General features: G+C 32.9%; 24 protein-coding genes. 7 read left to right on the plus strand and 17 right to left on the minus strand.

What is annotated here, in order from left to right; genetic code table 11:
* Position 1: 1 nt before the first annotated feature.
* From FLV_RS04225 to lipA, 3 genes are all read right to left on the minus strand, one after another.
* A complete protein-coding gene (locus FLV_RS04225) occupies positions 2-1,885 on the minus strand; it encodes an ATP-binding protein (protein ID WP_243231001.1) in 1,884 nt (627 codons plus the stop codon).
* A gap of 25 nt (positions 1,886-1,910) precedes the next feature.
* On the minus strand, positions 1,911-2,909 hold the full coding sequence (gene gap / locus FLV_RS04230) for a type I glyceraldehyde-3-phosphate dehydrogenase (protein WP_243231010.1): 999 nt from the start codon (positions 2,907-2,909) through the stop codon (positions 1,911-1,913).
* Between the two features lie 63 nt (positions 2,910-2,972).
* Positions 2,973-3,839, minus strand: a complete 867-nt coding sequence (gene lipA, locus FLV_RS04235) for a lipoyl synthase (RefSeq protein ID WP_243231014.1) — start codon at positions 3,837-3,839, stop codon at positions 2,973-2,975.
* Between the two features lie 244 nt (positions 3,840-4,083).
* On the opposite strand from lipA, the gene FLV_RS04240 reads away from it, so the two are divergent.
* A complete protein-coding gene (locus tag FLV_RS04240; protein ID WP_243231016.1) occupies positions 4,084-4,965 on the plus strand; it encodes a M48 family metalloprotease in 882 nt (293 codons plus the stop codon).
* Positions 4,966-5,031: 66 nt separating this feature from the next.
* Here the strand turns inward: FLV_RS04240 and FLV_RS04245 are convergent, their stop codons facing one another.
* The 12 genes from FLV_RS04245 to recF all read right to left on the minus strand — a co-directional run bounded on the left by FLV_RS04245 (position 5,032) and on the right by recF (position 14,473).
* Positions 5,032-5,412 (minus strand): PH domain-containing protein, encoded by a 381-nt coding sequence (locus FLV_RS04245; protein ID WP_243231017.1) that lies wholly within the window; start codon positions 5,410-5,412, stop codon positions 5,032-5,034.
* Between the two features lie 170 nt (positions 5,413-5,582).
* Positions 5,583-6,422 (minus strand): energy transducer TonB, encoded by an 840-nt coding sequence (locus FLV_RS04250; RefSeq protein ID WP_243231026.1) that lies wholly within the window; start codon positions 6,420-6,422, stop codon positions 5,583-5,585.
* Positions 6,423-6,580: 158 nt separating this feature from the next.
* Positions 6,581-7,132, minus strand: coding sequence for an RNA polymerase sigma factor (locus FLV_RS04255; RefSeq protein ID WP_243231027.1), 552 nt, complete (start codon positions 7,130-7,132; stop codon positions 6,581-6,583).
* Complete coding sequence (locus tag FLV_RS04260; RefSeq protein WP_243231028.1) at positions 7,123-8,229, minus strand: glycosyltransferase; 1,107 nt, start codon at positions 8,227-8,229, stop codon at positions 7,123-7,125. Before FLV_RS04260 ends, FLV_RS04255 begins: the two co-directional genes overlap by 10 nt.
* Before the next feature lie 83 nt (positions 8,230-8,312).
* Complete coding sequence (locus FLV_RS04265) at positions 8,313-8,927, minus strand: FMN-binding negative transcriptional regulator (RefSeq protein ID WP_243231029.1); 615 nt, start codon at positions 8,925-8,927, stop codon at positions 8,313-8,315.
* A gap of 9 nt (positions 8,928-8,936) precedes the next feature.
* On the minus strand, positions 8,937-9,446 hold the full coding sequence (locus FLV_RS04270; RefSeq protein ID WP_243231030.1) for a hypothetical protein: 510 nt from the start codon (positions 9,444-9,446) through the stop codon (positions 8,937-8,939).
* A gap of 21 nt (positions 9,447-9,467) precedes the next feature.
* Positions 9,468-10,481 carry a UDP-N-acetylmuramate dehydrogenase gene (gene murB / locus FLV_RS04275; RefSeq protein WP_243231032.1) on the minus strand — a complete coding sequence of 338 codons (1,014 nt, stop codon included), beginning with the start codon at positions 10,479-10,481 and terminating at the stop codon, positions 9,468-9,470.
* A 185-nt stretch (positions 10,482-10,666) separates the two neighbouring features.
* Positions 10,667-10,846, minus strand: a complete 180-nt coding sequence (locus FLV_RS04280) for a hypothetical protein (protein WP_243231033.1) — start codon at positions 10,844-10,846, stop codon at positions 10,667-10,669.
* 36 nt (positions 10,847-10,882) lie between these two features.
* Positions 10,883-11,446 carry a DUF6934 family protein gene (locus FLV_RS04285; RefSeq protein ID WP_243231034.1) on the minus strand — a complete coding sequence of 188 codons (564 nt, stop codon included), beginning with the start codon at positions 11,444-11,446 and terminating at the stop codon, positions 10,883-10,885.
* Positions 11,447-11,497: 51 nt separating this feature from the next.
* The gene (locus FLV_RS04290) at positions 11,498-12,565 is read right to left on the minus strand and encodes a glycosyltransferase (RefSeq protein WP_243231036.1); all 1,068 of its coding nucleotides are present in this window, start codon (positions 12,563-12,565) and stop codon (positions 11,498-11,500) included.
* A gap of 100 nt (positions 12,566-12,665) precedes the next feature.
* On the minus strand, positions 12,666-13,343 hold the full coding sequence (locus FLV_RS04295; RefSeq protein WP_243231038.1) for a DUF2461 domain-containing protein: 678 nt from the start codon (positions 13,341-13,343) through the stop codon (positions 12,666-12,668).
* Positions 13,344-13,393: 50 nt separating this feature from the next.
* Positions 13,394-14,473 carry a DNA replication/repair protein RecF gene (gene recF / locus FLV_RS04300; RefSeq protein WP_243231040.1) on the minus strand — a complete coding sequence of 360 codons (1,080 nt, stop codon included), beginning with the start codon at positions 14,471-14,473 and terminating at the stop codon, positions 13,394-13,396.
* Positions 14,474-14,714: 241 nt separating this feature from the next.
* Here recF and FLV_RS04305 point away from each other — a divergent pair, with 241 nt between their 5' ends.
* The 6 genes from FLV_RS04305 (at position 14,715) to FLV_RS04330 (ending at position 20,943) form a co-directional block, all read left to right on the plus strand.
* On the plus strand, positions 14,715-15,494 hold the full coding sequence (locus FLV_RS04305) for a tetratricopeptide repeat protein (protein ID WP_243231041.1): 780 nt from the start codon (positions 14,715-14,717) through the stop codon (positions 15,492-15,494).
* A 73-nt stretch (positions 15,495-15,567) separates the two neighbouring features.
* A complete protein-coding gene (gene ribH, locus FLV_RS04310; protein WP_243231043.1) occupies positions 15,568-16,140 on the plus strand; it encodes a 6,7-dimethyl-8-ribityllumazine synthase in 573 nt (190 codons plus the stop codon).
* A gap of 168 nt (positions 16,141-16,308) precedes the next feature.
* Positions 16,309-18,222, plus strand: coding sequence for a DNA mismatch repair endonuclease MutL (gene mutL, locus FLV_RS04315; RefSeq protein WP_243231045.1), 1,914 nt, complete (start codon positions 16,309-16,311; stop codon positions 18,220-18,222).
* Positions 18,219-18,968, plus strand: coding sequence for a rhomboid family intramembrane serine protease (locus FLV_RS04320; RefSeq protein WP_243231047.1), 750 nt, complete (start codon positions 18,219-18,221; stop codon positions 18,966-18,968). Before mutL ends, FLV_RS04320 begins: the two co-directional genes overlap by 4 nt.
* 46 nt (positions 18,969-19,014) lie before the next feature.
* Positions 19,015-19,878: a rhomboid family intramembrane serine protease gene (locus FLV_RS04325; RefSeq protein ID WP_243231049.1), complete on the plus strand. Its 864-nt coding sequence runs from the start codon at positions 19,015-19,017 to the stop codon at positions 19,876-19,878.
* An 18-nt stretch (positions 19,879-19,896) separates the two neighbouring features.
* The gene (locus FLV_RS04330) at positions 19,897-20,943 is read left to right on the plus strand and encodes an endonuclease/exonuclease/phosphatase family protein (protein ID WP_243231051.1); all 1,047 of its coding nucleotides are present in this window, start codon (positions 19,897-19,899) and stop codon (positions 20,941-20,943) included.
* A gap of 388 nt (positions 20,944-21,331) precedes the next feature.
* On the opposite strand, the gene FLV_RS04335 is transcribed toward FLV_RS04330, so the two are convergent.
* Together FLV_RS04335 and lepB are read right to left on the minus strand one after the other, a co-directional pair.
* The gene (locus FLV_RS04335) at positions 21,332-21,952 is read right to left on the minus strand and encodes a WbqC family protein (protein WP_243231053.1); all 621 of its coding nucleotides are present in this window, start codon (positions 21,950-21,952) and stop codon (positions 21,332-21,334) included.
* A gap of 94 nt (positions 21,953-22,046) precedes the next feature.
* The gene (lepB, locus tag FLV_RS04340; RefSeq protein ID WP_243231055.1) at positions 22,047-23,741 is read right to left on the minus strand and encodes a signal peptidase I; all 1,695 of its coding nucleotides are present in this window, start codon (positions 23,739-23,741) and stop codon (positions 22,047-22,049) included.
* Positions 23,742-23,788: the final 47 nt, after the last annotated feature.

Consider the following 23,788-nt stretch of genomic DNA (forward strand, 5'->3'; position numbering starts at 1 on the left):
TTTAATCAAAAAACTTAGCAATAGTGTTGTAGAATATATCCGGGACAAAAGGTTTTGTAATTACATCATTCATTCCAAAAGATAAAAGCTGCTCTCTGTTTTCGTCTAGCGAAATGGCGGTTAGGGCAATAATTGGTGTAGTTTTATTGAATTCCCGAATTAACTGTGTAGCTGTTGTGCCGTTTATACCAGGCAAATGAACATCCATTAAAATTAAATCAAAACTTTTTGTTTTCAATAATTCGATTGCTTCTTCTCCATTGTCAATGATTTCGCAGCAAATAGATTTGTTTTCGAGCATTTTTCGGGTAATCATTTGATTGATTTTATTATCTTCAATCAATAAAATGGCTTTGTTTTTTAATTGATTATCATCGTAAGGTTTTACGTTCTGAATTTTTTCTGATGGTTTTTTACTGATGTTAAAGTTTAGTTTAAAATTAAACGTAGAGCCTTTGCCAACTTCGCTTTCTAAGTGAATTTTACCTCCTAACAGGTGAATGAGTTTTTTTACAATAGTAAGCCCTAAGCCTGTTCCGCCATATTTGCGATTTACTTCTACAGAACCTTGCGAAAAGCTTTCAAAAACTTTTTTCTGTTTGTCTTTCGGAATCCCGATTCCGGTATCAGTAATTTCAAAATAAACTGTTGCTATTTCATCTTCCAGAGCATGCAATTTAGCAATAACTGTGACTTTTCCGTTTTGAGTGAATTTTAATGCATTGTTGATTAAGTTCAGAATTATTTGTGAAAGCTTCGTTGTGTCGCCAATTAGATTATCCGGAATTGCATCGTCTATTTCCAATAGAAAATGATTGTTATTTGCGGTTGCTAATTCTTTTAAGGAATTTTGGATATTGTTAAGTAAAGCTTTTAAGTCGAAGCTAATTCTTTCGATTTCAATTTTACTCGAATCAATTTTGTTGATTTCAAGTATTTCATTAATAAATGTAGTGAGGTAATTTCCGGAGAATTTTAACGAATCTAAATATTTTAATTGAGATTCTTTTGGGCTTTCTTCAAGTAATAAATGGGTAATACCATTAATTGCATTTAATGGGGTCCGGAGTTCATGGCTTACTGTAGATAAAAACTCTGATCTGGCTCTTGAAGCCTCCTCTGCTTTGTTTTTTGCCAGAATAAGCTCTTTGTTTTTCTCCCTGAGAACTAAGTTGTTTTGATTTCTAATAACATTGTTTTTGTAAAGGGCCAGACTCAACAAGGATAAAATAGAAATAAGTGCAATTGCTAGAATGCTGATTAATTTAGAATATCGATATGTTTTAACCTGAACTGTTTCTTCGTTTTTTCTTCTTTCTTCTTGTAAAAGATGCGTTTGATTGATTTTTTTATACTTATCAGAATTTGATTTGCTGTTTTTTATAGTTAAAATATTGTGTTCTATTTGATTATGTTCATTCAAATAACTGTAAGCCCGTTCGTATTCTTTATTGTTTTTATAATACTGGCTTATGGCTAATATAATATTGGCTTTTTGTTTTAAATTTTGAGTTTTTGCATTTGAATCGAGGGCCTTGTTAAAATAAAAAATGGCAGAATCATTTCTTTTTAATTGTGTTTCGATTAATCCAAGTTGATAATAACACTCTGATTTGATTATGAATGTTTTGACATTGTCCGGATGCTGAATTATTTTTTTTAGTGTTTTGGATGCTAAATCATATTTCTTTAGCGCTTTAAAAGACATTGCTTTTTGAAAATTCAAATATTCATAAGAATTTCTAAAAGCGGATTTGTCAATAATGCTAACAGCTTTGTCAGAGCCGGCTAATTTGTTGCCATACAAATTACGGTCTATATTCGTTTTAGTTTGCGAATATAAAGAGGTGTAAAAAAAACTGATAAAAATAAAAAGGTATTTCATATTGTAATACTTTTTATAATGAATCTTATGTTTTTCTCATCAGCAGAATTAAGTCAATTAATCTTGATGAGTAGCCTATTTCATTATCATACCAGCCTACTACTTTTACCATTTTGTCTATGACAGACGTTAATTGGGCGTCAAATAAACATGAATGAGTGTTGCCTATAATGTCAACCGATACGATTGGATCCTCTGTATAATCCAGTATTTTATTTAAATATGTTTTTGATGCATTTTGAAAGGCATCATTGATTTCTTCAATAGTTACGGCACGTTTTACATTAAACGTAATATCTGTTAAAGAGCCATCCGGAACCGGAACACGAATACCACAGCCTCCAATTTTTTGGTGCAGATTAGGGAAGATTTTGGTGAGCGCCTTAGCTGCTCCCGTTGTCGTAGGAACAATTGACTGGCTGGCTCCTCTGGCTCTTCTTAAATCTTTATGCGGTTGATCGTGTAAACTCTGATCAGTTGTGTAAGAGTGAATTGTGGTAATGTAAGCCTGTTCAATACCACACAATTCATCAATTATTTTAATCATCGGAGCAGCATTGTTTGTTGTGCAGCTTGCGTTCGAAACAATCTTTTCGCTTCCGTCTAAAATGCTTTCGTTTACACCTAAAACAACGGTTTTTATAGTGTCTACTTCAGACGGAGCAGAAAGAATCACTTTTTTTGCCCCTGCTTCAATATGTGTATTTAATTCTTCGTGGGTTTTGTATTTCCCCGTTGATTCAATTACAAAATCTATATTATGACTTTTCCAGTCTAAATTTGAAATCTTATTTTCATGAAAAAACAAATAATGTTTTTCATCAACTATTATACTTTTTTCATCATGTGATACTGCAAAAGGCAAAACCCCATGAATACTGTCATATTTTATCAAATGCGACATCGTTTTGTTATCTGCAATATCATTAATTGCAACAACTTCAATTTCAGGATGGTTTAAAAGTAAGCGAAATAAATTTCTGCCAATTCTTCCAAAACCGTTTATAGCAATTCTAGTTTTCAAATTTTTTGTTCTGTTGATTTGTTTAATCGGTCAAACAATTTAACGATTAACCGAATAAACTTTTTACAATATATGTTTTTGTGCTTTGTAAGACGAACGAACAAGAGGACCGCTCTCTACATGACGGAATCCCAGTTCAACCCCAAATTTTTCATACCTGGCAAATTGATCCGGAGTAATAAACTCTTTTACCGGTAAATGTTTTTTACTTGGCTGTAAATATTGCCCAATGGTTACCACATCAACATTTGCATTACGGAGGTCTCTCATGGTTTGAAAAACTTCTTCTTCTTGTTCGCCAAGTCCTAACATGATTCCGGATTTGGTTCTGTTGATTCCTTTTTCTTTTAAATAGCGTAAAACTTCTAAACTACGATCGTATTTTGCCTGAATACGTACTTCACGGGTCAGTCTTCGAACAGTTTCCATATTGTGAGAAACGACTTCCGGGTTTGCTTCTACAATTCGGTCAAGGTTTCTTTCGATTCCCTGAAAATCAGGAATTAATGTTTCAAGCGTGGTATTTGGGTTCATTCTGCGAATTGCCTTTACGGTTTCAATCCAGATAATAGAACCGCCATCTTTTAAGTCATCCCTGTCAACACTTGTAATTACAGCGTGTTTAATATTCATTATTTTGATAGAGCGGGCCACTTTTTCAGGTTCGTCCCAGTCTACAGTTTCAGGTCTTCCGGTTTTTACACCACAAAAACCGCATGAACGTGTGCATACATTTCCTAAAATCATAAAAGTAGCCGTTCCTTCTCCCCAGCATTCGCCCATATTAGGGCAACTTCCTGAAGTACAGATGGTATTAAGGCTGTATTTGTCTACCAAACCACGAAGTTCGGTATATTTTTGTCCAATAGGAAGCTTAACTTTTAACCATTTAGGCTTTCCGGTTGGTATATTTTCTATTGCGGTTTCCATACATTAAAATTGAACTACAAATATACGTAAAGTTGTATAAGTTAGGATACTGTCTAATTACTATCTTGTCGATTTTATTGGTTAATTATCGATGATTTGTTAATTTTGTGTGATAAATCATGTGCTAATTTGAATAATACGATGAAGTTGCTATTTAAATGGTTAAAAAAGAAATGAATATTTAAGGGATTTATATTTTTGGTTATAAGTATATTTGTGCTGTTAATTTAAATCTAAAATAAGAATGAAAAATAAATTTATACTTTTAGGAATTCTGTTTGCATCTTTTAATGTGACTCAAATGAAGGCACAGATTAATTTAGGAGAAAAGGCTATGGGAGCACTTCAAAAAGGAGTTACAAGTTTTACCTTAACAAACGCTGATGCGGCAAAATTATCTAAAGAAGCTGTTGATAAATTAGATGCTGAACATGAAGTGGCTGGTCCAAATGATCCGTACACTTTAAGATTGAACAGGGTTTTTGGGAAACATACTTCTGGGGATGGCTTTACTTTAAACTATAAAGTTTATAAAATAAAAGAAGTAAATGCATTTGCGACTGCTGATGGAAGTGTACGTGTATATTCTGGCTTAATGGATATTATGGATGATAATGAATTGCTGGCTGTAATTGGTCATGAAATTGGTCACGTTGCCAATAATGATTCAAGAGATGCTATGCGGGCGGCTTATCAAAAAGAAGCTTTAATTGATGGCGTTTCTTCTCAGTCTGCAACAATTTCGAGTGTTACGGATAGTCAGTTAGGAAAAATAGGGAGCGCTATGATTGACAGCAAGCACAGCCGAAAACAAGAAGCTGAAGCTGATTTGTTTGCTTATAATTTTATGAAAAAAAATGGTTATAATGTTAATGCTGAAGAATCTGCATTCAGAATCTTAGCCAAAATGAGCGAGGGTAAAGAAGCGTCATTTTTAGAAAGAATGATGAGTTCGCATCCGGATTCAAAACAAAGAGCTGAAGATGCAAAAAAGAGAGCTGAGAAAGATGGGGTGTATAAAGCGTATGTTCAGCAAAAAATAGACAATACAGCACCGGTAGTGAAGAAAACAACAACTACAAAAAAAACGACCGCAAAAAAAACAACTACTACTAAAAAGAAATAATTATTTTTAGATTAGCAATAAACCCCGACAAGTTTTTAGAATTTGTCGGGGTTTATTATTTCAAAATTATCCTAAAACGTGATGTGCTAATACTTTTTGCACTTCATATACATTTACTGATTTGTTGAATTGTTTTACAATGCTTGGTTGCAGCTCGCTTGAAACCCAGATTTTTAATTCGGCATCAAGTTCAAAAGTTCCTGCAGTTTCAACACTAAATCGGGTAATGCTTTTATATGAAATTGATTTGTATTCGGTCTTACTGCCTGTTAAGCCTTGTACGTCAACTAAAATCAATCTTTTGTTAGTAAAGATAAAGGTGTCACGAATTAATTTAAAACCCATTTCGATTTGTTCGCTATCGGTTAAAAGCTGTCCGTATTTTTTAAGTAAATCTTCCTGGCTTACAGAACCTGCGTTACCAAGAATAGCTGAAAATATTCCCATTTTTTAGTTTTTAATATTATTATAATTGATTGTTTTTAAACAGCTGTAAAAGTAATTAAAAATATAGGAATCTGTTTTTTCAGATATTAAGAAAAGATGTCGAATTATTTTTTATAATTAAAGTTTGATTCATAAAAAAAGCAGAATCTAAATTCTGCTTTTTTGTCTTGTTATTCTATTTCTGTTTTTATCGTTATCGGAAGATTATATGCGGTTCGAACAGCTTTTCCGTCTAATATTCCCGGAGTCCATTTTGTTTTTAATGATTTTAAAACACGTATAGCTTCTTTGCCTAATCCGTAACCGGGATCATTTTTTACTGTAATATCAGTCATTGAGCCGTCTTTTTCGATAACAAAAGAAACATATACTCTAAGCGTTTTTTCTGCATCCAGTTCTGGTTTGTTGAAGTTGTTTCCAACATAAGTGTAGAACTTAGCCATTCCGCCCGGAAATTCAGGCATTTTGTCTAATATGGCTGTGCTTACAAGTGAATTTCCATCTCCTGCTGTATTAGCTCCATCTCCGGTTCCGGTTCCGCTGCCCCCGGTTGTTGGTAATGCATTAACTGCAGTTCCGTTTCCGGTAGAAGTGTTGTCTGCAGTAGGGGTATTGTGTGTATTAGGTGCAATAACTTCTGGTGTGGCATCATGAGTTGGAACGACAACAGGATTTACTAATTGTACTTCAGTTGATGCCGGAGCACTTTCTTGTAAAGGTGGTGCTATTGCTTCTTCTGTTTTTGGTTGTATAATAGTTGGATCCATATTTACTGGGACTATTGGATCATCAAAAATTGTGGGTGGTTCAATTATGGTATCGACAGTTCTAAATTTGTTGATCACAATAGACATGGTTCCTAATGTAGCAATCAATAGCAATGCTGTAAAAAGTGCGGTAATTGAGTTTTTGGAACTTTCCTGACGTAATTGGTACGCGCCGTACTCTTTGTTTTTGTTTTCAAAAACAAGATCAGTCCATTTGGTTTCGTAAAGGCTTAATTTAGACATAGTAATTAGATTTAAAAGGTTAAGTAACATTAAATCATAAGCATGACAGGTTTTTAGTTTTGACTAATAACGAAAACAAAGAACTTTTGGTATGTGAAATAATTATTTTTTTAAGAATAAAGATATAGATGTTTTATTCTTTACTTAAAGATAGTGAATTATCTGTTGCGTTCGATAATTTCTGCTAATAATTTTTTAGCGCGAAGCAGTTTTACTTTTACATTGCTTAAAGGCTCATTTATTTTGAGCGCAATTTCCTGATACGTCATTTCCTGAAAGTAACGTAACTGGATGACTTCCTGATAATGTGGTTTTAATTCTTTGATGCACGAAAGCAAACGGGATAAATTTTGCTCTTTAATTAATGCATCTTCTGCGGATGGTGTAGGATCGGCAATATTGTAAGCCTGCTGATCTTCGTTATCGGTGATTTCAATAAAAAGATTCGTTTTCTTTTTACGCAATAAATCAATATATACGTTTTTTGCAATACTGATTAACCAGGTATTGAATTTAAATTCCGGGTTGTAAGTGGCAATTTTATCGAAAGCTTTTGAGAACGTTTCAATAGTAATATCTTCAGCCGTAGTTTCATTTTCTGTACGTTTTAGCATAAAACCGTACACTTCGTTCCAATAAAAATCTAATAAAAAAGTAAAGGCGATTTGGTCGCCTTCTTTTGCTTTTTCTATTTTAGAATTTATTTCCAATTTACCGGTTTTGAAAAAATATTAGTTATAAAGATATTGATTTGCGTGAATATAAGCACGATTTCAATAACAGGAAACCAGATTTTTAGATCGTTTTCTTTTAATTTTCCGGCTGAGAACCCAATTACAATCCAGGTAACTGTATATCGTGTAGCTAATAATGCCAAAACAGCGATCCATTGAAATTGAAATGCCAATAAAAGGATAACTAAAATAAAGAATAATAATTGTGAGCTGTAAAAAATACTTAATTGAATTTTGTCAAAAAACTTATAATAATTGGCTGTAGCAACATGCCTTCTTTTTTGGCTAAACCAGTCTCTGTAAGTTTCTTTTGGTTTTGAATAAGTAAAGCTTTCCGGTGTGTATGCAATTGCAGTGTTTGTTTTGTTTGCCGCCTGGTTTACAAACAAATCATCATCCCCCGAACGTACCTGTATATGTTCGATAAAGCCATTTACATTAAAAAACTCTTCTTTTTTATAGGCTAAGTTTCTGCCGACTCCCATGTACGGAAGCCCTGTTTTTGCCCATGAAAAATATTGTACAGCCGTAAGGACTGTTTCGAAACGAATGATTTTATTTAGTAAAGAACGCTCAATTTTTTCATAACCTCCGTATCCTAAAACAATTGTTTTATTCATTGTAAATTGCGAAGTCATAGCAGTAATCCATTCTTTTGAAGTTGGATAACAATCTGCGTCTGTAAATAATAAATAGTCTTTTGTTGAAGCTTTGATTCCTAATGTTAAAGCATATTTTTTATTTCCCCAAAAAGCTTCGTTGTTTTTTACTTTTACAAGACGAACGTTTGGATATTGGCTTTCAAATTGTTCAAAAACTTCTAACGTTTCATCACTTGACGCATCATCAATTAAAACAATTTCAAAATCAGGATAATTTTGCTCTGCTAATAATGGAATGTATTTTTTTACATTTTCTTCTTCGTTTTTTGCACAAACAATTACTGAAACTGGGAGTTTTTTTGGTGTAATAGTTTGAGGTTTACTGAAAGCGAACTTTCCAAAAATTCCTAAGTAGTAAAAAATTTGTATGAATACAACGGCAATAAAGAAGTAAAGTAAAAGTATAAGCATCTGATTTTAATGTCTTTTAATTTTTGAATCTTGCGAGTGCAAATGTACTTATGAATTCCTAATTTTCAATGGTTAAAACCGATTTACTTTTGGCATTTTGACATTTCTTTTGCAACAGCAATAGACTGAGGGTTTTCGGTTTTCTCCAACTCCGAAATTATGTTTTTATAATTGTAATCATCACGGTTTTGTGATAGTTTTTTAGTTGCCTGAATTTCATCAATTTCTATTTCAAAGCCAAAAATCCCTCTAGCTTCCCGCATTGTTTTTGCTGATAAATTTTCTACACGAACAGGTTTTTCTGAGTTTGCTTCATATTTATCGACCAGCTTTTTAAGCTGTTCTATTGAAGTGGCTTCATCCACAATTTTAATTCTTCCGTAAACATGTACGGCTATGTAATTCCATGTTGGCACATTTTCATGATCGTACCAGGAAGAAGAAATATAAGAATGAGGGCCGGTAAATACCGCCAGAACCTGATCGTTTTCTGCAAATCCTTCTGCTTGCGGATTTAGTTTTGAAATATGTCCCTGCAAGATTTCTTTTCCGTCCGCATTCATTTCAAGTTCTATCGGAATATGAGTTGCGCATAATTTTCCGTTAGTTTGATTAATTAAAATCCCAAAACTGTTTTCTTTCAAAAAAGTTCTGATCGATTCCGGATTTTCATTTTTATAAATGGCTGGTGTGTACATTTTGATAAATTAATTTGTAACGAGTATTTTTCTAAAATTAAATAAATTTTGATTCACACTGGTGTATAAAATAATAATTCCGATAAAAGTAAAAGTAACTCCATTAATTAAGCATTGCGTTTTAAAATCATTAGAAAATAAATCGCCGAATGAAGATAGTAAGTGTGACAGGGTACTTTTTATGAAAAATTTCAGCCTTAAAAGAATGTATATTATAGTTGAAACTAAAATTGTATTTAAGGGACATAGTTTGTTTTTCCAATTCAGGAAAGAAATAAGTAAAATTCCAATTAACAAACCTATAAATATCCAGATATAGACATCAGGCCAAAAACTGACATTGTTTTTCATGCCTGGAAATAATCTGTTCCAGCATTCTGATTTTTTATCCTGAAAAAAAGTAACCACACAAATAATCTCTTCAGCCACAGTGTAAAATCTTAATTGTAATACGCCATGCATCAGGAAAACCATTCCTGCTAATTGAAATAAGATTACTCTGATGTCGAGTTTTTTCATTTAGGATAAAATGATTACAGTTTAAATAACATTTACTTCCGCTTCGATATGAATGCCAAAAATTTCAAAAACCGTTTTCTGGACTTCCTTTGAAACAGCCAAAATTTCCTGCCCGGTAGCATTTCCGTAATTCACCAGAACTAAGGCCTGATTTTTATGAACGCCTGCATCACCAAAACGTTTTCCTTTAAAACCTGCCTGTTCAATCAGCCAGCCAGCAGGAACTTTTACTTCGGTTGCTGAAACTTCGTAATATTTCATTTCTGGAAATTTCTGATGAATTTTTTCGAAATCAGATTTCAATAAAATTGGATTTTTAAAGAAACTTCCGCTGTTTCCTAATTCTTTTGGGTCAGGTAATTTGCTTTGTCTGATAGTGATTACCGCATTACTTACATCTTTTAAGGTGGGGTCTGTAATGTTGTTTTTTGCCAGTTCGGCCAAAATATCACCGTAAGAAGTATTGATTTTATGATTGCGTTTCGTCAATTTATAAACAACCGAAGTAATGATAAACTGGTCTTTTACTTCATTCTTGAAAATGCTTTCGCGATACCCAAAACTGCATTCGACATTGGTAAAAATCTTTATTTCCTTAGTAGTAATATTCATGGCTTTGCAGGAAACAAAAGTATCTTTAATCTCGGTTCCGTAAGCACCAATATTCTGAACCGGAGTTGTGCCTACATTTCCAGGAATCAGTGACATGTTTTCTAATCCTCCAAAATTGTTATCAATTGTCCAAAGTACGAAATCGTGCCATGCTTCGCCTGCCTGACTTTCAACCCAGACAAAATCATCATCTTCTTTAATTATTTCTTTGCCTTTTAAATCAATATGAATAACCAGAGCATCGATATCTTTAGTTAAAAGCATATTGCTTCCGCCTCCTAAAATGAATTTTTTCTCGTTTTTGTTTTCTTCCAGAATCATTTTTAATTCAGCAACAGAATGAACTGCAACAAATTGTCTGGCTTTGACTTCAATACCAAAAGTGTTGTGTTTTTTTAAAGAAAAATTGGATTGGACTTCCATAAATAAAAAAGCTTTTTAAGTTCCGAAATTTCGGAAAAATTCTGAATTCAAAAGTAAGGATTATAATTTATTTGGGTAGGATTTTGTTATAAAATCAGATTTGTTGTCGTATGTTATTTACAGTTTGGTTTTAAATAAAAAAGCCTTCAAATTTGAAGGCTTTCTGTATAAATATTATTTTAGTTTTATTTTGTAGCTAGTTTTTTAGAAAAATCAACTGAATTGTTACCGATAAATTTAGAGGCAATTTCCATTTTTTCTTTTCCAAAAGTTTCATCAAAAGATTTTCTGTTTTCCTTATTTTTATAAGATACAGTACTTTTTTTTCCAGATTTTTCTAAAATATTTTTAATTATGTTTTGCATAATAACATCATTTTAATAATACAAAGATAGGCGAATTTATTTAAAGTTGTCTTTAATTTGAAATGTTATAAAATTATAAAGTACGCTTTTTTTTGGATCATATATTTGATAATCAATTTTTTCTATATTAATAATTGAATTTGGGTGCTTTCCGTTTTCTAAAGTTTCGATAATTTTTAAATTGTTAATAATGCCGCCTTTTATAATAAAATACTTTTCGATGGAAGTGAGATTGTTGTTTAAACCCATTTTGTATAACCTGTGTTTTGCAGAAGTGTTGCCGAAAAAAGTTAAAATTGAATCAGGAGAAGTTGACAAAAAATCTAAAGCACAAGTAAAAACCGTTTTCAAAACTTTATCTTTATCATCCTTATTGTTATCTCTCGACATAGCGGAAATTGACTCGATGCCGTTTTCATCAATAGAAATATTGCCAAAACCTAAGTTGTAATATTGTTCTAAACCTGGTTGTGGATACTTTACTATTGCTATTCTTTTAGGAATTTGCTTTTTGCCTTTGCTTACGAAATCGTATTTAGCATGTAAAGGATTATTGTCTACTTGCTCAAATTCGTAAGATTCATTTATTAAATCCTCCATTCATTAAATTTTAATGATAGCAAATCTAAAGTAAAACACTGTAATATCTTATTAAATTTTATAAATGCTTTTTTGCAGGGTACTATTCAGTAATTCATAATATTTGTCTGCAATAATCTTCATATTGATGTCATAATTTGCATTTTCCTCTACGAATTTTCTATTTCGAATGATAGTCTGATTTCTTAATTCTAAATTTTCAAAAGACCAGATTAATTCTTCCGCCAGCATTTCGATATTATCAATTTCAATTAATTGACCATTTTCGCGATGTGTGATCCAGCTTTGATTTCCCGGAATGTCAGAGACTACAGGAAAGCAATTACTAGCCATCGCTTCAAATAAGGATGCCGAAACGCCTTCGGTAATAGGCATGCTGATGTAGATGTTTGATTGTTGTAATAATTTTGGAAGTTCAGTGTTTGGAATTCTTCCTGTAAAAATTACTTTATTTTCAATCAGAAGTTCTTTTGCTAAATCTTTCAGAAATTGCAGTCTTGTTCCGTCACCAACAATAGTCAATGAAAAATCAATTCCTTTTTGATGTAAAATTCCAAATGCTTTTAAAATAGAATCATGTCTGTACTCCGGCTGAAGTGAACGTGTTACAATCGCTTCAATTTTATTTGAATTACTGGTTGAAGGCGTAAAAAGCGATAAATCAATTCCTTTTGGAAGAACCAAAACTTTATTCATATCCACGCCAATTTCTCTCATCGAAATGGTCATAACCGGTCCCCAGGCATGAATTAGATGCGCTTTTTTGAAAGCATATTTCTGAATGAATTTCTTAAAAGGATATAAAACAGAAGTTTCAGGCCATAAATCGGTTCTGCCTTGCTGGGCAATAGCGATGGTTTTAGATCCGGATAACGCCGCAAGAAAACCATAACTCGTGGTTCTTTCGGCAATCACCATATCCGGTTTCTCTTTTCGGATTGTTTTTCGAATAGAAAGAGGAGCGAAGAGATATTCTAAAATACGTTTGAATCTTAAATTATTTGGAGTTTGAAGTTCCCAGGTGATAATTTCAAAATCGCCAAATTCTTTTAGGCCTTTCATCCAAGTGATGGCGTCGGCACGGTAAGATTCTCCAAGAAAAAGTATTTTCCTTTTCATTTAAGTATTGTTTTTTGCCACAGATTAAAAAGATTAAAAGGATTTTTGCTTTTGTGAAAAATTAATCTGTGAGAATCTGTGAAATCTGTGGCAAATAAAACTAAAATTCTTCAGTTTCTAAAGCACGGTTTATGAATTCGTTTAATGGTTTCAGAGCGATGAGTTTTTTACTCATTTTAGAAACGAAATCTTTCTGTGTCACTTCAGAAATGTCATATTTTTGAGTTGCTGTAAAGCTTTTCAATTTTAAAAAATCAATTGCAGGATGGTCTTTTTCGTAACCTCTTGGTGGATTTTTAAGTGAATTGGTTTCGTTAACGTCTAAGCTTCCAAATTCTTTTTTGAAGTTTTTATCGGCTAAAATAGCTTCCAGATCATCATGAAAAAAAGCAATTTCGTTACGTACTTTTTTTAAATCTTCCGCTTCTGGTGAGTAAAATCCTCCGGCAATAAAACTGGCGCCCTTTTCGATATGTACATAATAACCGGAACGATTTGCGCCTTTTGCACCTGCTGAAAGCCAAACGCCTAAATGGGCTTTGTATGGAGATTTGTCTTTAGAAAACCGAATATCACGATTGATTCTAAAAGTACAGTTTTTAACTTCTAGTAATTCCAATGATGAATCAAGCGGTTTCATAGCATCCAGAAAATCACTTACCAGCTGATGGTAATCTTTTTTGAAGATTTCGTAACGTTTTTTATTGTCCTGAAACCAGTCTCTGTTATTGTTCTTTTTTAAATCGTCTAAAAATTGCAATGATTCTTTTGTTAGCATAATCCGTTTTTTATTGCAGTTGTTTTTTAACTGTTGAATTCTTTATAAAATTACAAATTAAATATTTTATAACTCTGATGTGTCGATTTTACAATTGCTTCGGTACGTTCCGGATGTGTATCAGAAATAAAAAGCTGGCCAAAAGTTTCACTGTTTACCATTTCTATGATTTTAGCAACACGGCTTTCATCCAGTTTATCGAAAATATCATCAAAAAGCAGAATAGGTTTTACTCCGCTTTGTTTCTTTAAAAACTCAAATTGAGCCAGTTTCAATGCAATCAAAAATGATTTCTGTTGTCCCTGTGAACCGAATTTTTTTATTGGATGTGAATCAATTTCAAAAGACAAATCATCTTTGTGGGTTCCAGAGCTGGTATAATGTAATGCTCTGTCTTTATTGATAGTTTCCTGAAGAAGTGTCAATAAGTCTTTTTCGAATAAATGACTTTCGTAAACCAATTGCACAGATTCTTCAGAACCCGTTATGGCCTGATGGTGTACATTAAATATAGGTATAAACTCTTCGAGAAAATCTTTTCGTTTTTCAAAAATTGATTTTCCGAATTCGTTCAGTTGCTCATTATATATAGATAGTGTATCGTTGTCAAAAGTATGGTTCAGTGCAAAATATTTTAAAAGTGCATTTCGCTGCACAATTACTTTTTGATATTGAATAAGCTGATGCAGATAGGTCGAGTCTAATTGCGAAATCACGCTGTCCATAAACTTACGGCGCGTTTCGCTCCCTTCTACAATTAAATCGCGATCGGCAGGCGAAATAATTACAAGCGGAATAAACCCAATATGATCTGAGAATTTATCGTAAGCCTTTCCGTTTCTTTTTAAAACTTTCTTTTGTCCTTTTTTTAAACTGCAGACAATTTGTTCTGTTCTTTCGTTTTTTTCCAGTTCGGCATCAATTACAAAAAACTCTTCTCCATGTTTGATATTTTGTACAGCAAGCGGATTAAAATAGCTTTTTCCATAAGCCAAATGGTAAATAGCATCCAGAACATTGGTCTTGCCAATTCCGTTTTTGCCGACAAAACAATTGATCTTGTGATCGAAATCAAAATTAACTTCGGAGAAATTTTTATAATTGAATAAAGAAATTTTGTTTAAATGCATTTTTAAGGAACTGTAAGGTAAAATCTGCTGTTTTGGAATGGCAAAAATTTGAGGGTGCAAATTATCGAAAATTATCGATATAAAAGGATTTTGAGGTGTTTCGGAATGAATTATTTTAGTGTTGAGACGAAAGGCGTTAGGGTTGGTGAAAATATTTTTTTTAAAATAGTGATAAATTTGATTTTTTTTGCCTCAGTTTCAATAAAAATTTTATTTTTGCCGTTCACTAAATTAATTTTAAATGGCTACTTACAATAAAAGAGGATATAAAGCACCAAAAGAAAAGGAAGTTAAAGAAGTAACTGAAGAAACACAGGTAGTAATTGACGAAAAAGACAGTACAACTGCTGGTGTTTTTTCAAAATTAGATGAAACTGCTTCAAAAACTGAGGACTGGGTTGCTAAAAATCAAAAAATCATTATTGGTTTAGTTGCTGGTATTGCTGTATTAACTATTGGATATTTGGCTTACCAAAAATTTATTGAAGCACCTAAACAGGATGAAGCTGCTAACGAAATGTTTGTTGCACAGCAAAATTTTCAAAAAGCTGTAGATGGTGTAGCAAGTGATTCATTATACAAATTAGCTTTGAATGGTTCAGAAGGTAAATTTGGATTTGTGAAAATTGCTGATGAATATTCAGGAACTGATGCAGGAAATTTAGCAAACTATTATGCTGGTATGGCTTATTTGAATACTGGTAAATTTGATGATGCAATTAAATATCTTGGAGAATTTAAATCTGATGATTTGATTTTAAGCGCTTTGGCAAAAGGTGCTATCGGAGATGCTTATTCTCAAAAAAACAATCAAAAAGATGCTCTTGGTTATTATGTAAAAGCTGCAGAATCTAATAAAAACGATTTTACAACACCACGTTTTTTGTTGAAAGCTGGTAAGACGGCTTTGGCTTTAGGTCAAAAAGAAGAAGCACTAAAATATCTTACAGACATCAAAGAAAATTTTGACGGAACTCCGGAAGCTGCTTCTGTTGATGCTTTGATTGGATTAGCGCAATAAAAATTTTAGACTTTAGATTTAAGATTGTAGATTTGTATTAAGAATCAAAAATCAAAAATCTAAAATAGTACAAATGGCTACTGAAAATAAAAATTTATCAGAATACGATAAAAACACAATCCCAAATGCGAAAGACTTTCGATTTGGGATTGTTGTTTCTGAGTGGAATGAAACCATAACGGAAGGACTTTACAATGGAGCTTTTGAAGCCTTAATTGATTGTGATGTTCCCGCTCAGCAAATTATTCGCTGGAACGTTCCCGGCAGTTTTGAGTTGATTTACGGTGCAAAGAAAATGCTGCAAACCCAAAATGTCGATGCAGTAATTGTAATTGGATGTGTGATTCAGGGACAAACAAAACATTTTGATTTTGTATGTGAAGGTGTTACACAAGGTGTCAAAGATTTGAATGTTCAAACAGATATTCCGGTTATTTTTTGTGTTTTGACAGATAATACAATGCAGCAATCAATTGACAGAAGTGGAGGGATTCACGGAAACAAAGGAACAGAAGCTGCAATTGCTGCCATAAAAATGGCTTACATTCGCCAACAGGCTTCTATTTCGCATCCATTTAATCAGCCTTTGTTGTCTTCAGGCGCTCTTCAAATTGAAGAAACGCCTATAAAAATAGAGAACGAATAAAAACACAATTGTTTTAAAATAATAAAACCTATACTGTGTAAAATAGTATAGGTTTTTGTTTTTTTTATGATTGTGAATTTTCTAAAACCAAGCATAAATTCATTAAATTTGTACACCTTGGTTTAGATTCAAATCAAAAATCACTAATCTACAATCTTAAATTTTTCAATGTCGAGTATAATTCAATTGCTTCCTGATCATGTTGCCAATCAAATTGCTGCGGGAGAGGTGGTTCAAAGACCAGCTTCAGTCGTGAAAGAATTGCTGGAAAATGCTGTTGATGCAAATGCAACAGATATTAAATTGATTATTAAAGACGCTGGAAAATCATTGGTTCAGGTGATTGATAATGGTAAGGGAATGAGTGTTACTGACGCCCGTTTGTGTTTTGAACGTCATGCGACTTCAAAAATTCGTCAGGCCGAAGATTTGTTTTCTCTTGCAACTAAAGGGTTTCGTGGAGAAGCATTAGCGTCTATTGCTGCGATTGCCCACATGGAAATGAAAACGAAGCAAGATCAGGATGAACTGGGAACACATATTGTTATTGAAGGAAGTAAGTTTGTTTCGCAGGAAGTGGCGGTTTTGCCAAAAGGAACTTCATTTGCGGTTAAAAATTTATTTTTTAATATTCCCGCACGTCGTAATTTCCTGAAATCTGATACAGTTGAATTTCGTCATGTTATGGATGAATTTCAGCGTGTTGCTTTGGCACATCCCAATATTCATTTTACTTTTTATCATAACGGAAGCGAAATGTACAATTTGCCTGCTGCAGGTTATCGTCAGCGTATAGTGGGGATAATGTCCGGTAAAACCAATGAGAAATTAGTTCCGGTTAATGAAGATACCGAAATTATAAATGTTCAGGGTTTTGTATGTAAGCCAGAATTTGCAAAAAAGAGCAGAGGAGAGCAGTTTTTCTTTGTAAATGATCGTTTTATAAAAAGTGGTTATTTGCATCATGCAGTAATGGCTGCTTACGACGGACTTTTAAAAGATGGTTCACAGCCAAGTTATTTTCTTTATTTACAGGTTCCGCCAAATACAATAGATATTAATATTCATCCAACAAAAACCGAAATCAAGTTTGATGATGAATCCGCTTTATATGCTATTTTAAGAGCTTCGATAAAACACAGTTTAGGGCAGTTTAATGTTGCTCCGGTTTTAGATTTTGATAGAGATTCTAATTTAGATACACCTTATCATTATAAAGATGTAGAAGCCGAAACACCAACGATTCAGGTAGATGGAAGTTTTAATCCGTTTACAGATGATAAAACCAATCAGCATTATTCAAAATCCGGTTCGGGATCAGGATCGGGATCAGGTTTTAGTTCAGGATCAAATTCGTATTCCGGATATTCTAAAAGAGTAGAACCAACAGCAAGCTGGGAAAGTTTATATGTTGGATTGGATTTAGATAATGTAGAAAGTGTTGAAAGTTCGCCATTTACATTCGAAAACGAAGAAGTGACATCTTCTTTGTTTAATGATGATGAAGTAGAGCAGGCCAGTCAGAAAACCTATCAAATACATAAAAAATATATTGTTTCGCCAATAAAATCAGGAATGGTTATTGTGGATCAGCAGCGCGCCCATCAGCGTATTTTATATGAGCAGTTTTTACTTAATATGACGGTGAATCAGGCTTCAAGTCAGCAATTGCTTTTTCCGTTGGATTTGTTTTACTCGTCAGGAGAAATGGAATTGATAGAAGAATTAAAGCCTTCGCTGGAAACAACCGGGTTTGTATTTGAAGAGGCAAAAAAAGATCATATTGTAATTTCAGGAATTCCGGTAAATATTACCGAAAGTGAAGTTTCTATAGTAATCGATCAGCTGTTAAGCGATTTGCAGGACGGAATTCCGGCCAGCAGTTACAGTCAGAATGATACAATAGCCAAATCAATGGCCAAAAGTTTAGCGGTTAAAACCGGATCTTATTTAACCGAAAAAGAACAGGATAATTTAGTAAACGGATTATTTGCCTGTAAAGATCCAAATATTTCACCTTTTCAAAAACCTACTTTCATTACCATGCGTGTGGAAGATATAGATAAAAAGTTTGCCTTATGATGAATATAACTCCTGTTGTAAAACAACTGCTTATAATTAATATTATCTTTTTTATTGGTTCTCAGTTGGTACCAGTATCTTATGACTATCTGGTAATGTTTTTCCCGGAAAATCCAAATTTCAATGTTTGGCAGCCAATAACACACATGTTTATGCATGCAAATCTTTTACATATTGCATTTAATATGTTCGCATTATATTCTTTTGGCTCTATGCTCGAACATTTTTGGGGAGGTAAAAAATTCTTATTCTTTTATATTTCATGTGGTTTAGGTGCTGCTTTACTTAATTTTGCTGTAAACTACTATTATTATCAAGAGAGTTTGAATATTCTGATTGAAAATGGATATCCAAAAGCAAATATTTTACAAATTTTAAATGATGGCAATATAGCTGTTAAATGGAAGGAATTATTAACAGCTTCTCAGTTTGATAATTTCATACATGCTTATGGAGGTGCCGTTTTAGGTGCGTCTGGTGCTGTTTATGGTTTGCTTACTGCTTTTGCATTTATGTTTCCTAATGCTGAGTTGGCACTGATGTTTATTCCAATTCCTATTAAAGCAAAATATTTTGTTCCGGGGCTTTTATTTGTCGATTTGTTCTTAGGTTTAAGGGGAAGTTCTCTTTTTGGCAGCGGAGGTACCGGAATTGCGCATTTTGCACATGTCGGTGGTGCAGTTGCAGGTTTTTTAATGATGTTATATTGGAAAAAAAATCAGTTTAATGGTAATCGTTGGAATTAATTTTTAACTTTAAATAATTAATAATAAAAACCAAAAAGAAGCTTTTATGAATATTCTGGACGATTTGAAATTACAATATAAAATAGGCGGTATTTCGCTACGTTTAATTTATTGGAATATTGCTTGTTTCTTGATTTCATTAGTGTTTTTTTATCAATATTCAGGAGGTGGGTTTGATTATCCCAATTGGTTGGAATTGTCTTCTGATCCGCAGGTTTTTATGTTTAAGCCCTGGACATTTTTAACGTATGCATTTTTTCATTCTACATTTTTGCATCTGTTGTTTAATATGATGGTGCTGAATTTTGCCAGCCAGTTGTTTTTGACCTTTTTTACTCAAAAACAATATTTGGGATTATATATTTTAGGTGCTGTTTTTGCAGGATTAATTTTTAGTTTAAGTTTTTATTTTCTCAATATTTCAGCTCCTATTGTTGGGGCTTCCGGTGCTATTATGGCAATTTTGGTTGCAGCAACAACGTATCAGCCATTAATGAATGTTCGTTTGTTGTTGATTGGAAATGTAAAATTATGGCATATTACCGGCGTAATCCTGATTTTAGATCTGATGCAGTTACGTTTGGACAATACCGGAGGGCATATCTCGCATTTAGCCGGAGCCTTTTTCGGGTTTGTATTTATAAAGCTGCTTCAAAACGGAACAGATTTAAGTATTGTTGTTTCCAGAATAATAGATTTTTTTGTCAATCTATTCAGAAAATCCCCAACGACCCCATTTAAAAAAGTTCATAAAAACTATCAAAAGCCTACAGAAAAAGTGACGTCAAGAATTGTTACGAAAGACAAAACGCAACAGCAAATTGATGAAATTCTAGACAAGATCAGCCAGTCCGGTTATGATTGCCTGACAAAAGAAGAAAAAGAGTTTCTATTTAAAGCTGGAAAATAATCCTTTTAGCAAAATAACATGAAAAACCTTTCGTGGTTTAATAAAATAATGTTCTTTTTAAATATAGTACTAACTGTTCTAACATTTAGTGTCTATGTTTTGCCTTTTTTGGCTCCTAAAAGTTTTCCGCTTTTATCGGTGCTCACACTGTTCATGCCGGCTTTTTTTGTAATGAATGGATTCTTCTTTGTGTATTGGGCAATTCAGTTTAAAAAACGCCTTATTTTGTCTGGTTTAGTGTTGTTAACCGGAATTACGTTTATTAATAAATTTTATAAATTCTCCGGTAAAGAATATATTAAAGGCGAAAAAGATTTCTCAGTAATGAGTTATAATGTACGTCTTTTCAATGTTTTTAAATGGTTGGATCGTGATGATATTCCATCAAATATAAAAGCTTTTATCGATGAAAAAGATCCTGATATTTTGTGTATTCAGGAATATTCAAATTCGGCCCATCTTGATTTAAAAGTATATCCGCATCGTTATATTTTTATTGATGGAAAGAAAATCAAAACCGGACAGGCTATTTTTTCAAAATTCCCTATTATAAATGAAGGAAATATTGTTTTTCCTAATTCGGATAATAATGTTGTCTATGCGGATATAAAACGTGGTAAAGACGTAATCAGGGTTTACAATATGCATTTGCAGTCTATTAAAATATCACCAGACGTTGATAAGATTTCTAATGATATTGATAATGTAAACCAACGAAAATCACAGCAGATTTATAGCAGAATCAGTAAAGGATTTAGGCAGCAGCAGGAACAGGCGGAGATTTTTAAAGAGCATATCAAACAATCTAAAAATCCGATTATTATTTGTGGAGATATGAATAATAGTCCGTTTTCGTATGTTTATCGAAACATAAAAGGAAAGCTTAAGGATACTTTTGAAGAAGCGGGAGAAGGTTTTGGTGCTACCTATAAATTTCGCTACTATCCGGCAAGAATTGATTATATTTTTACTGATCCTAAAATGAAAGTCAAGCAGTTTGAAAGCTTTTCTGATTTTGAAAACTCAGACCATTATCCAATAATGACAAGGCTTTCGATGGAATAAAAAATAAATTTCAATTTTTAAATTGCTTCGCCTGTTCGCTAACACTCGGTCAATGTTATTAAGTTAAGAAATTTTCAGTCGTCACTTCGAGTGATTTTTAATCATAATGCAATAGCTTTATGATTAAAAATTGTATCGAGAAGCTTTTTTAATACTAAGGTTCTCGATACATTTTGTTTTAAAAAAAGCTATCGCATTTTTTAACAAAACACTGCCTATGACGTTTTTGTTTAACTAGGGCTTCGACTCCGCTCAGCCTGACAAAACAAACGTCATCTTATATTGCTTTTTTGTAAAAAAAAATTAAACCTCGAACTGACGATATGTCCTTTAGCTTAATGATATTGAACGCTCGGGTCCAAATTCCAATTCTGAAAAAGAAAATCTTTTATCTTAATTCTAACTTCTGAGTTTTTAAATAATCCATTGCAAATTTTCCTTCGTTGAAAAGCAAATCCAAAACGCTTAGGTTATTAATAAAGCCATGTTTGTCATCAAAAACCTGAGGGTATTTTTCGAATGAATTAGTGTCTTTTTTTCCGTTTGCCAAAAATCTGAAATCAGAGCTGTTTTCTGCTTCATGAAAATATTCAGTTGTTTTACCAAACTCTAATTTCATGCGTAAACACTTGGTAACAATATCAAGCACTTCCATATTTAAATCCATTAAATAGGTGTGTTTTTTTTCAAATAGAGGTAGAATATCATCTTCAAAAAACTCAAAGAAAGGAGAGCTTCTGTAAGCGGCTTCCAGTGATTTAAAATGTTGTTTCTGCCAGTCAAATTCATTTTCAATCAAAACGTCTTTTGTTTTTTGATGTGCCGTTTTAGAGTGTTTTACAGGAATATTTAAAAGTTGGATTCCGTTTGGACTGTAGATGTATGTGCGGTTTCTGTTAGTCTGTTTCTGAAAATTATCTTCCATTTCAAAAGTGATATTTTCAGATTGAACCATAACTGCAAAATGGCTAATTGACGGAAAATAGGTAGGAAGTAATAAGGAGTTCATTTCTTTAATTTTAGGTTAAAAGTTTCAGGTTTCAAGTTTCAGGTTCGCAAAGAACTTGAAACTTGAAACCTGAAACAAAAATAACTTATTTTATTTATGCTTTGTTTTCTTTTCTTTTTTTCCAAAAGAATTCGCCAACAAAATAAAGGGCGAGAACAATTAGGAAATATTTAAAATACGATTGGGGCTGGCCTTCGCCATCAACGGTTGTGAAAACCCTGTCCCAACGGATTTTATTGATTCCTTTTCCGTTGGTGTCCCAGCTCATCCAGATAAAAACCGGTTTACCTACAATATGGTCTCCCGGAACAAATCCCCAGTAGCGGCTATCTTCTGAATGATGACGATTGTCTCCCATCATCCAGTAATAATCTTGTTTGAAGGTATAAGTATTAGTTATCTGGTCGTTGATTTTAATTTCATTGCCGGTGATTTCTAATTTGTTTCCTTCATATACCTTTATTATTCTTTTGTATAAAGCTATGTTGTTGCTGTTTAGTTGTACGGTTTCTCCAGCTTTAGGAATCAATATTGGTCCAAATTCATCCATTGTCCATTTTTCATCGTGCGGAAAAATTAAAGGATCTCCTTTTTCTTTGTCGATGTATCTGACGATTGAATCTATTGTTGAATTTTTTCTTAATTCAGCAGCGGCTTTTAGTGTTAAATTAGCGTTTGTCTGAGCTAAATATTGTTCCTGAGCATATAATCCTGTTTTTGTTATAACATCTGAAGGGATCCCGTTAAAACCAGTTTGGATGGTGTATGAATTATCAGGATTATGGTTGGCATATGTGATATAAGGCCTTACCGCTTCAAGCTGCATATCGCTATTTGGTTTTATGATGTATGTTCTTGAAAATTCAGTAGAGCCTGCGGCTTTTAAAAGTTCATTTGATACACCTTTTGCAGCGTAAATAGTGTGTTCGTATTGCGGTTTTGCTCTTTCAGGCAAAATAAGCTCTTTATTGTTGATAAAAACAATTCCGTTTTTTATGCTTAATAAATTTCCAGGGATACCTACGCAACGTTTTACATAATTCGATTTTTTATCGATTGGTTTTATAACTCCCGGTCTTCCTTTTGGTTCAAAAAAGTAATGTACGGTATCAACCGGCCAGTTAAAAACAACAATATCATTATTTTTGATCTTTTCTAAAGCAGGAAGCCTAAAATAAGGTAATTGAGGCCAGCTTAAGTAAGATTTCTTTTTTGTTAAAGGGATAGAATCATGAACCATTGGTAATGCAACAGTAGTCATAGGAACACGAGGGCCGTAGTTTACTTTGCTTACAAAAAGAAAATCACCAATTAATAATGATTTTTCTAGAGATGAAGTTGGAATCGTAAATGGCTGTATGATATAGGTATGTACCAATGTTGCCACAATTACGGCAAATAGTAACGAGCTTACGGTGTCGGCTGTTCTGTTTTCCGGTGTTAATTTTCTTTCGGCATTGTACTCTAATTTTTGAGTATAGTTTACATAATAAACATAAAAACCTAAAGTGAAAATTCCTAAAACGGTATCTAAAGTTGATTTTTTTCCAAACGTTCTCAAGGTTTCAACCCAGACAACAGGAAACATAATCAGGTTGATAATCGGAATGAAAAGTAGTATCGTCCACCACGTTGGGCGGCTGATCATTTTCATTAAAACAATCGAATTGTAAACCGGAATTGCTGCTTCCCAGGATTTTCGTCCTGCCGCCTGATATAATTTCCAGGTTCCTAAAAAATGGATTATTTGTACGGCTAAGAAAAAAACAAACCAAAGATAAAGTGTCATAGTATTATATTTTAGTGCTGAAATTTCAGAATATTATTTTTTTGATT

Origin of the sequence: Flavobacterium pectinovorum (genome assembly GCF_022802975.1) — a bacterium.
Taxonomy (GTDB): Bacteria; Bacteroidota; Bacteroidia; order Flavobacteriales; family Flavobacteriaceae; genus Flavobacterium; species Flavobacterium pectinovorum_B.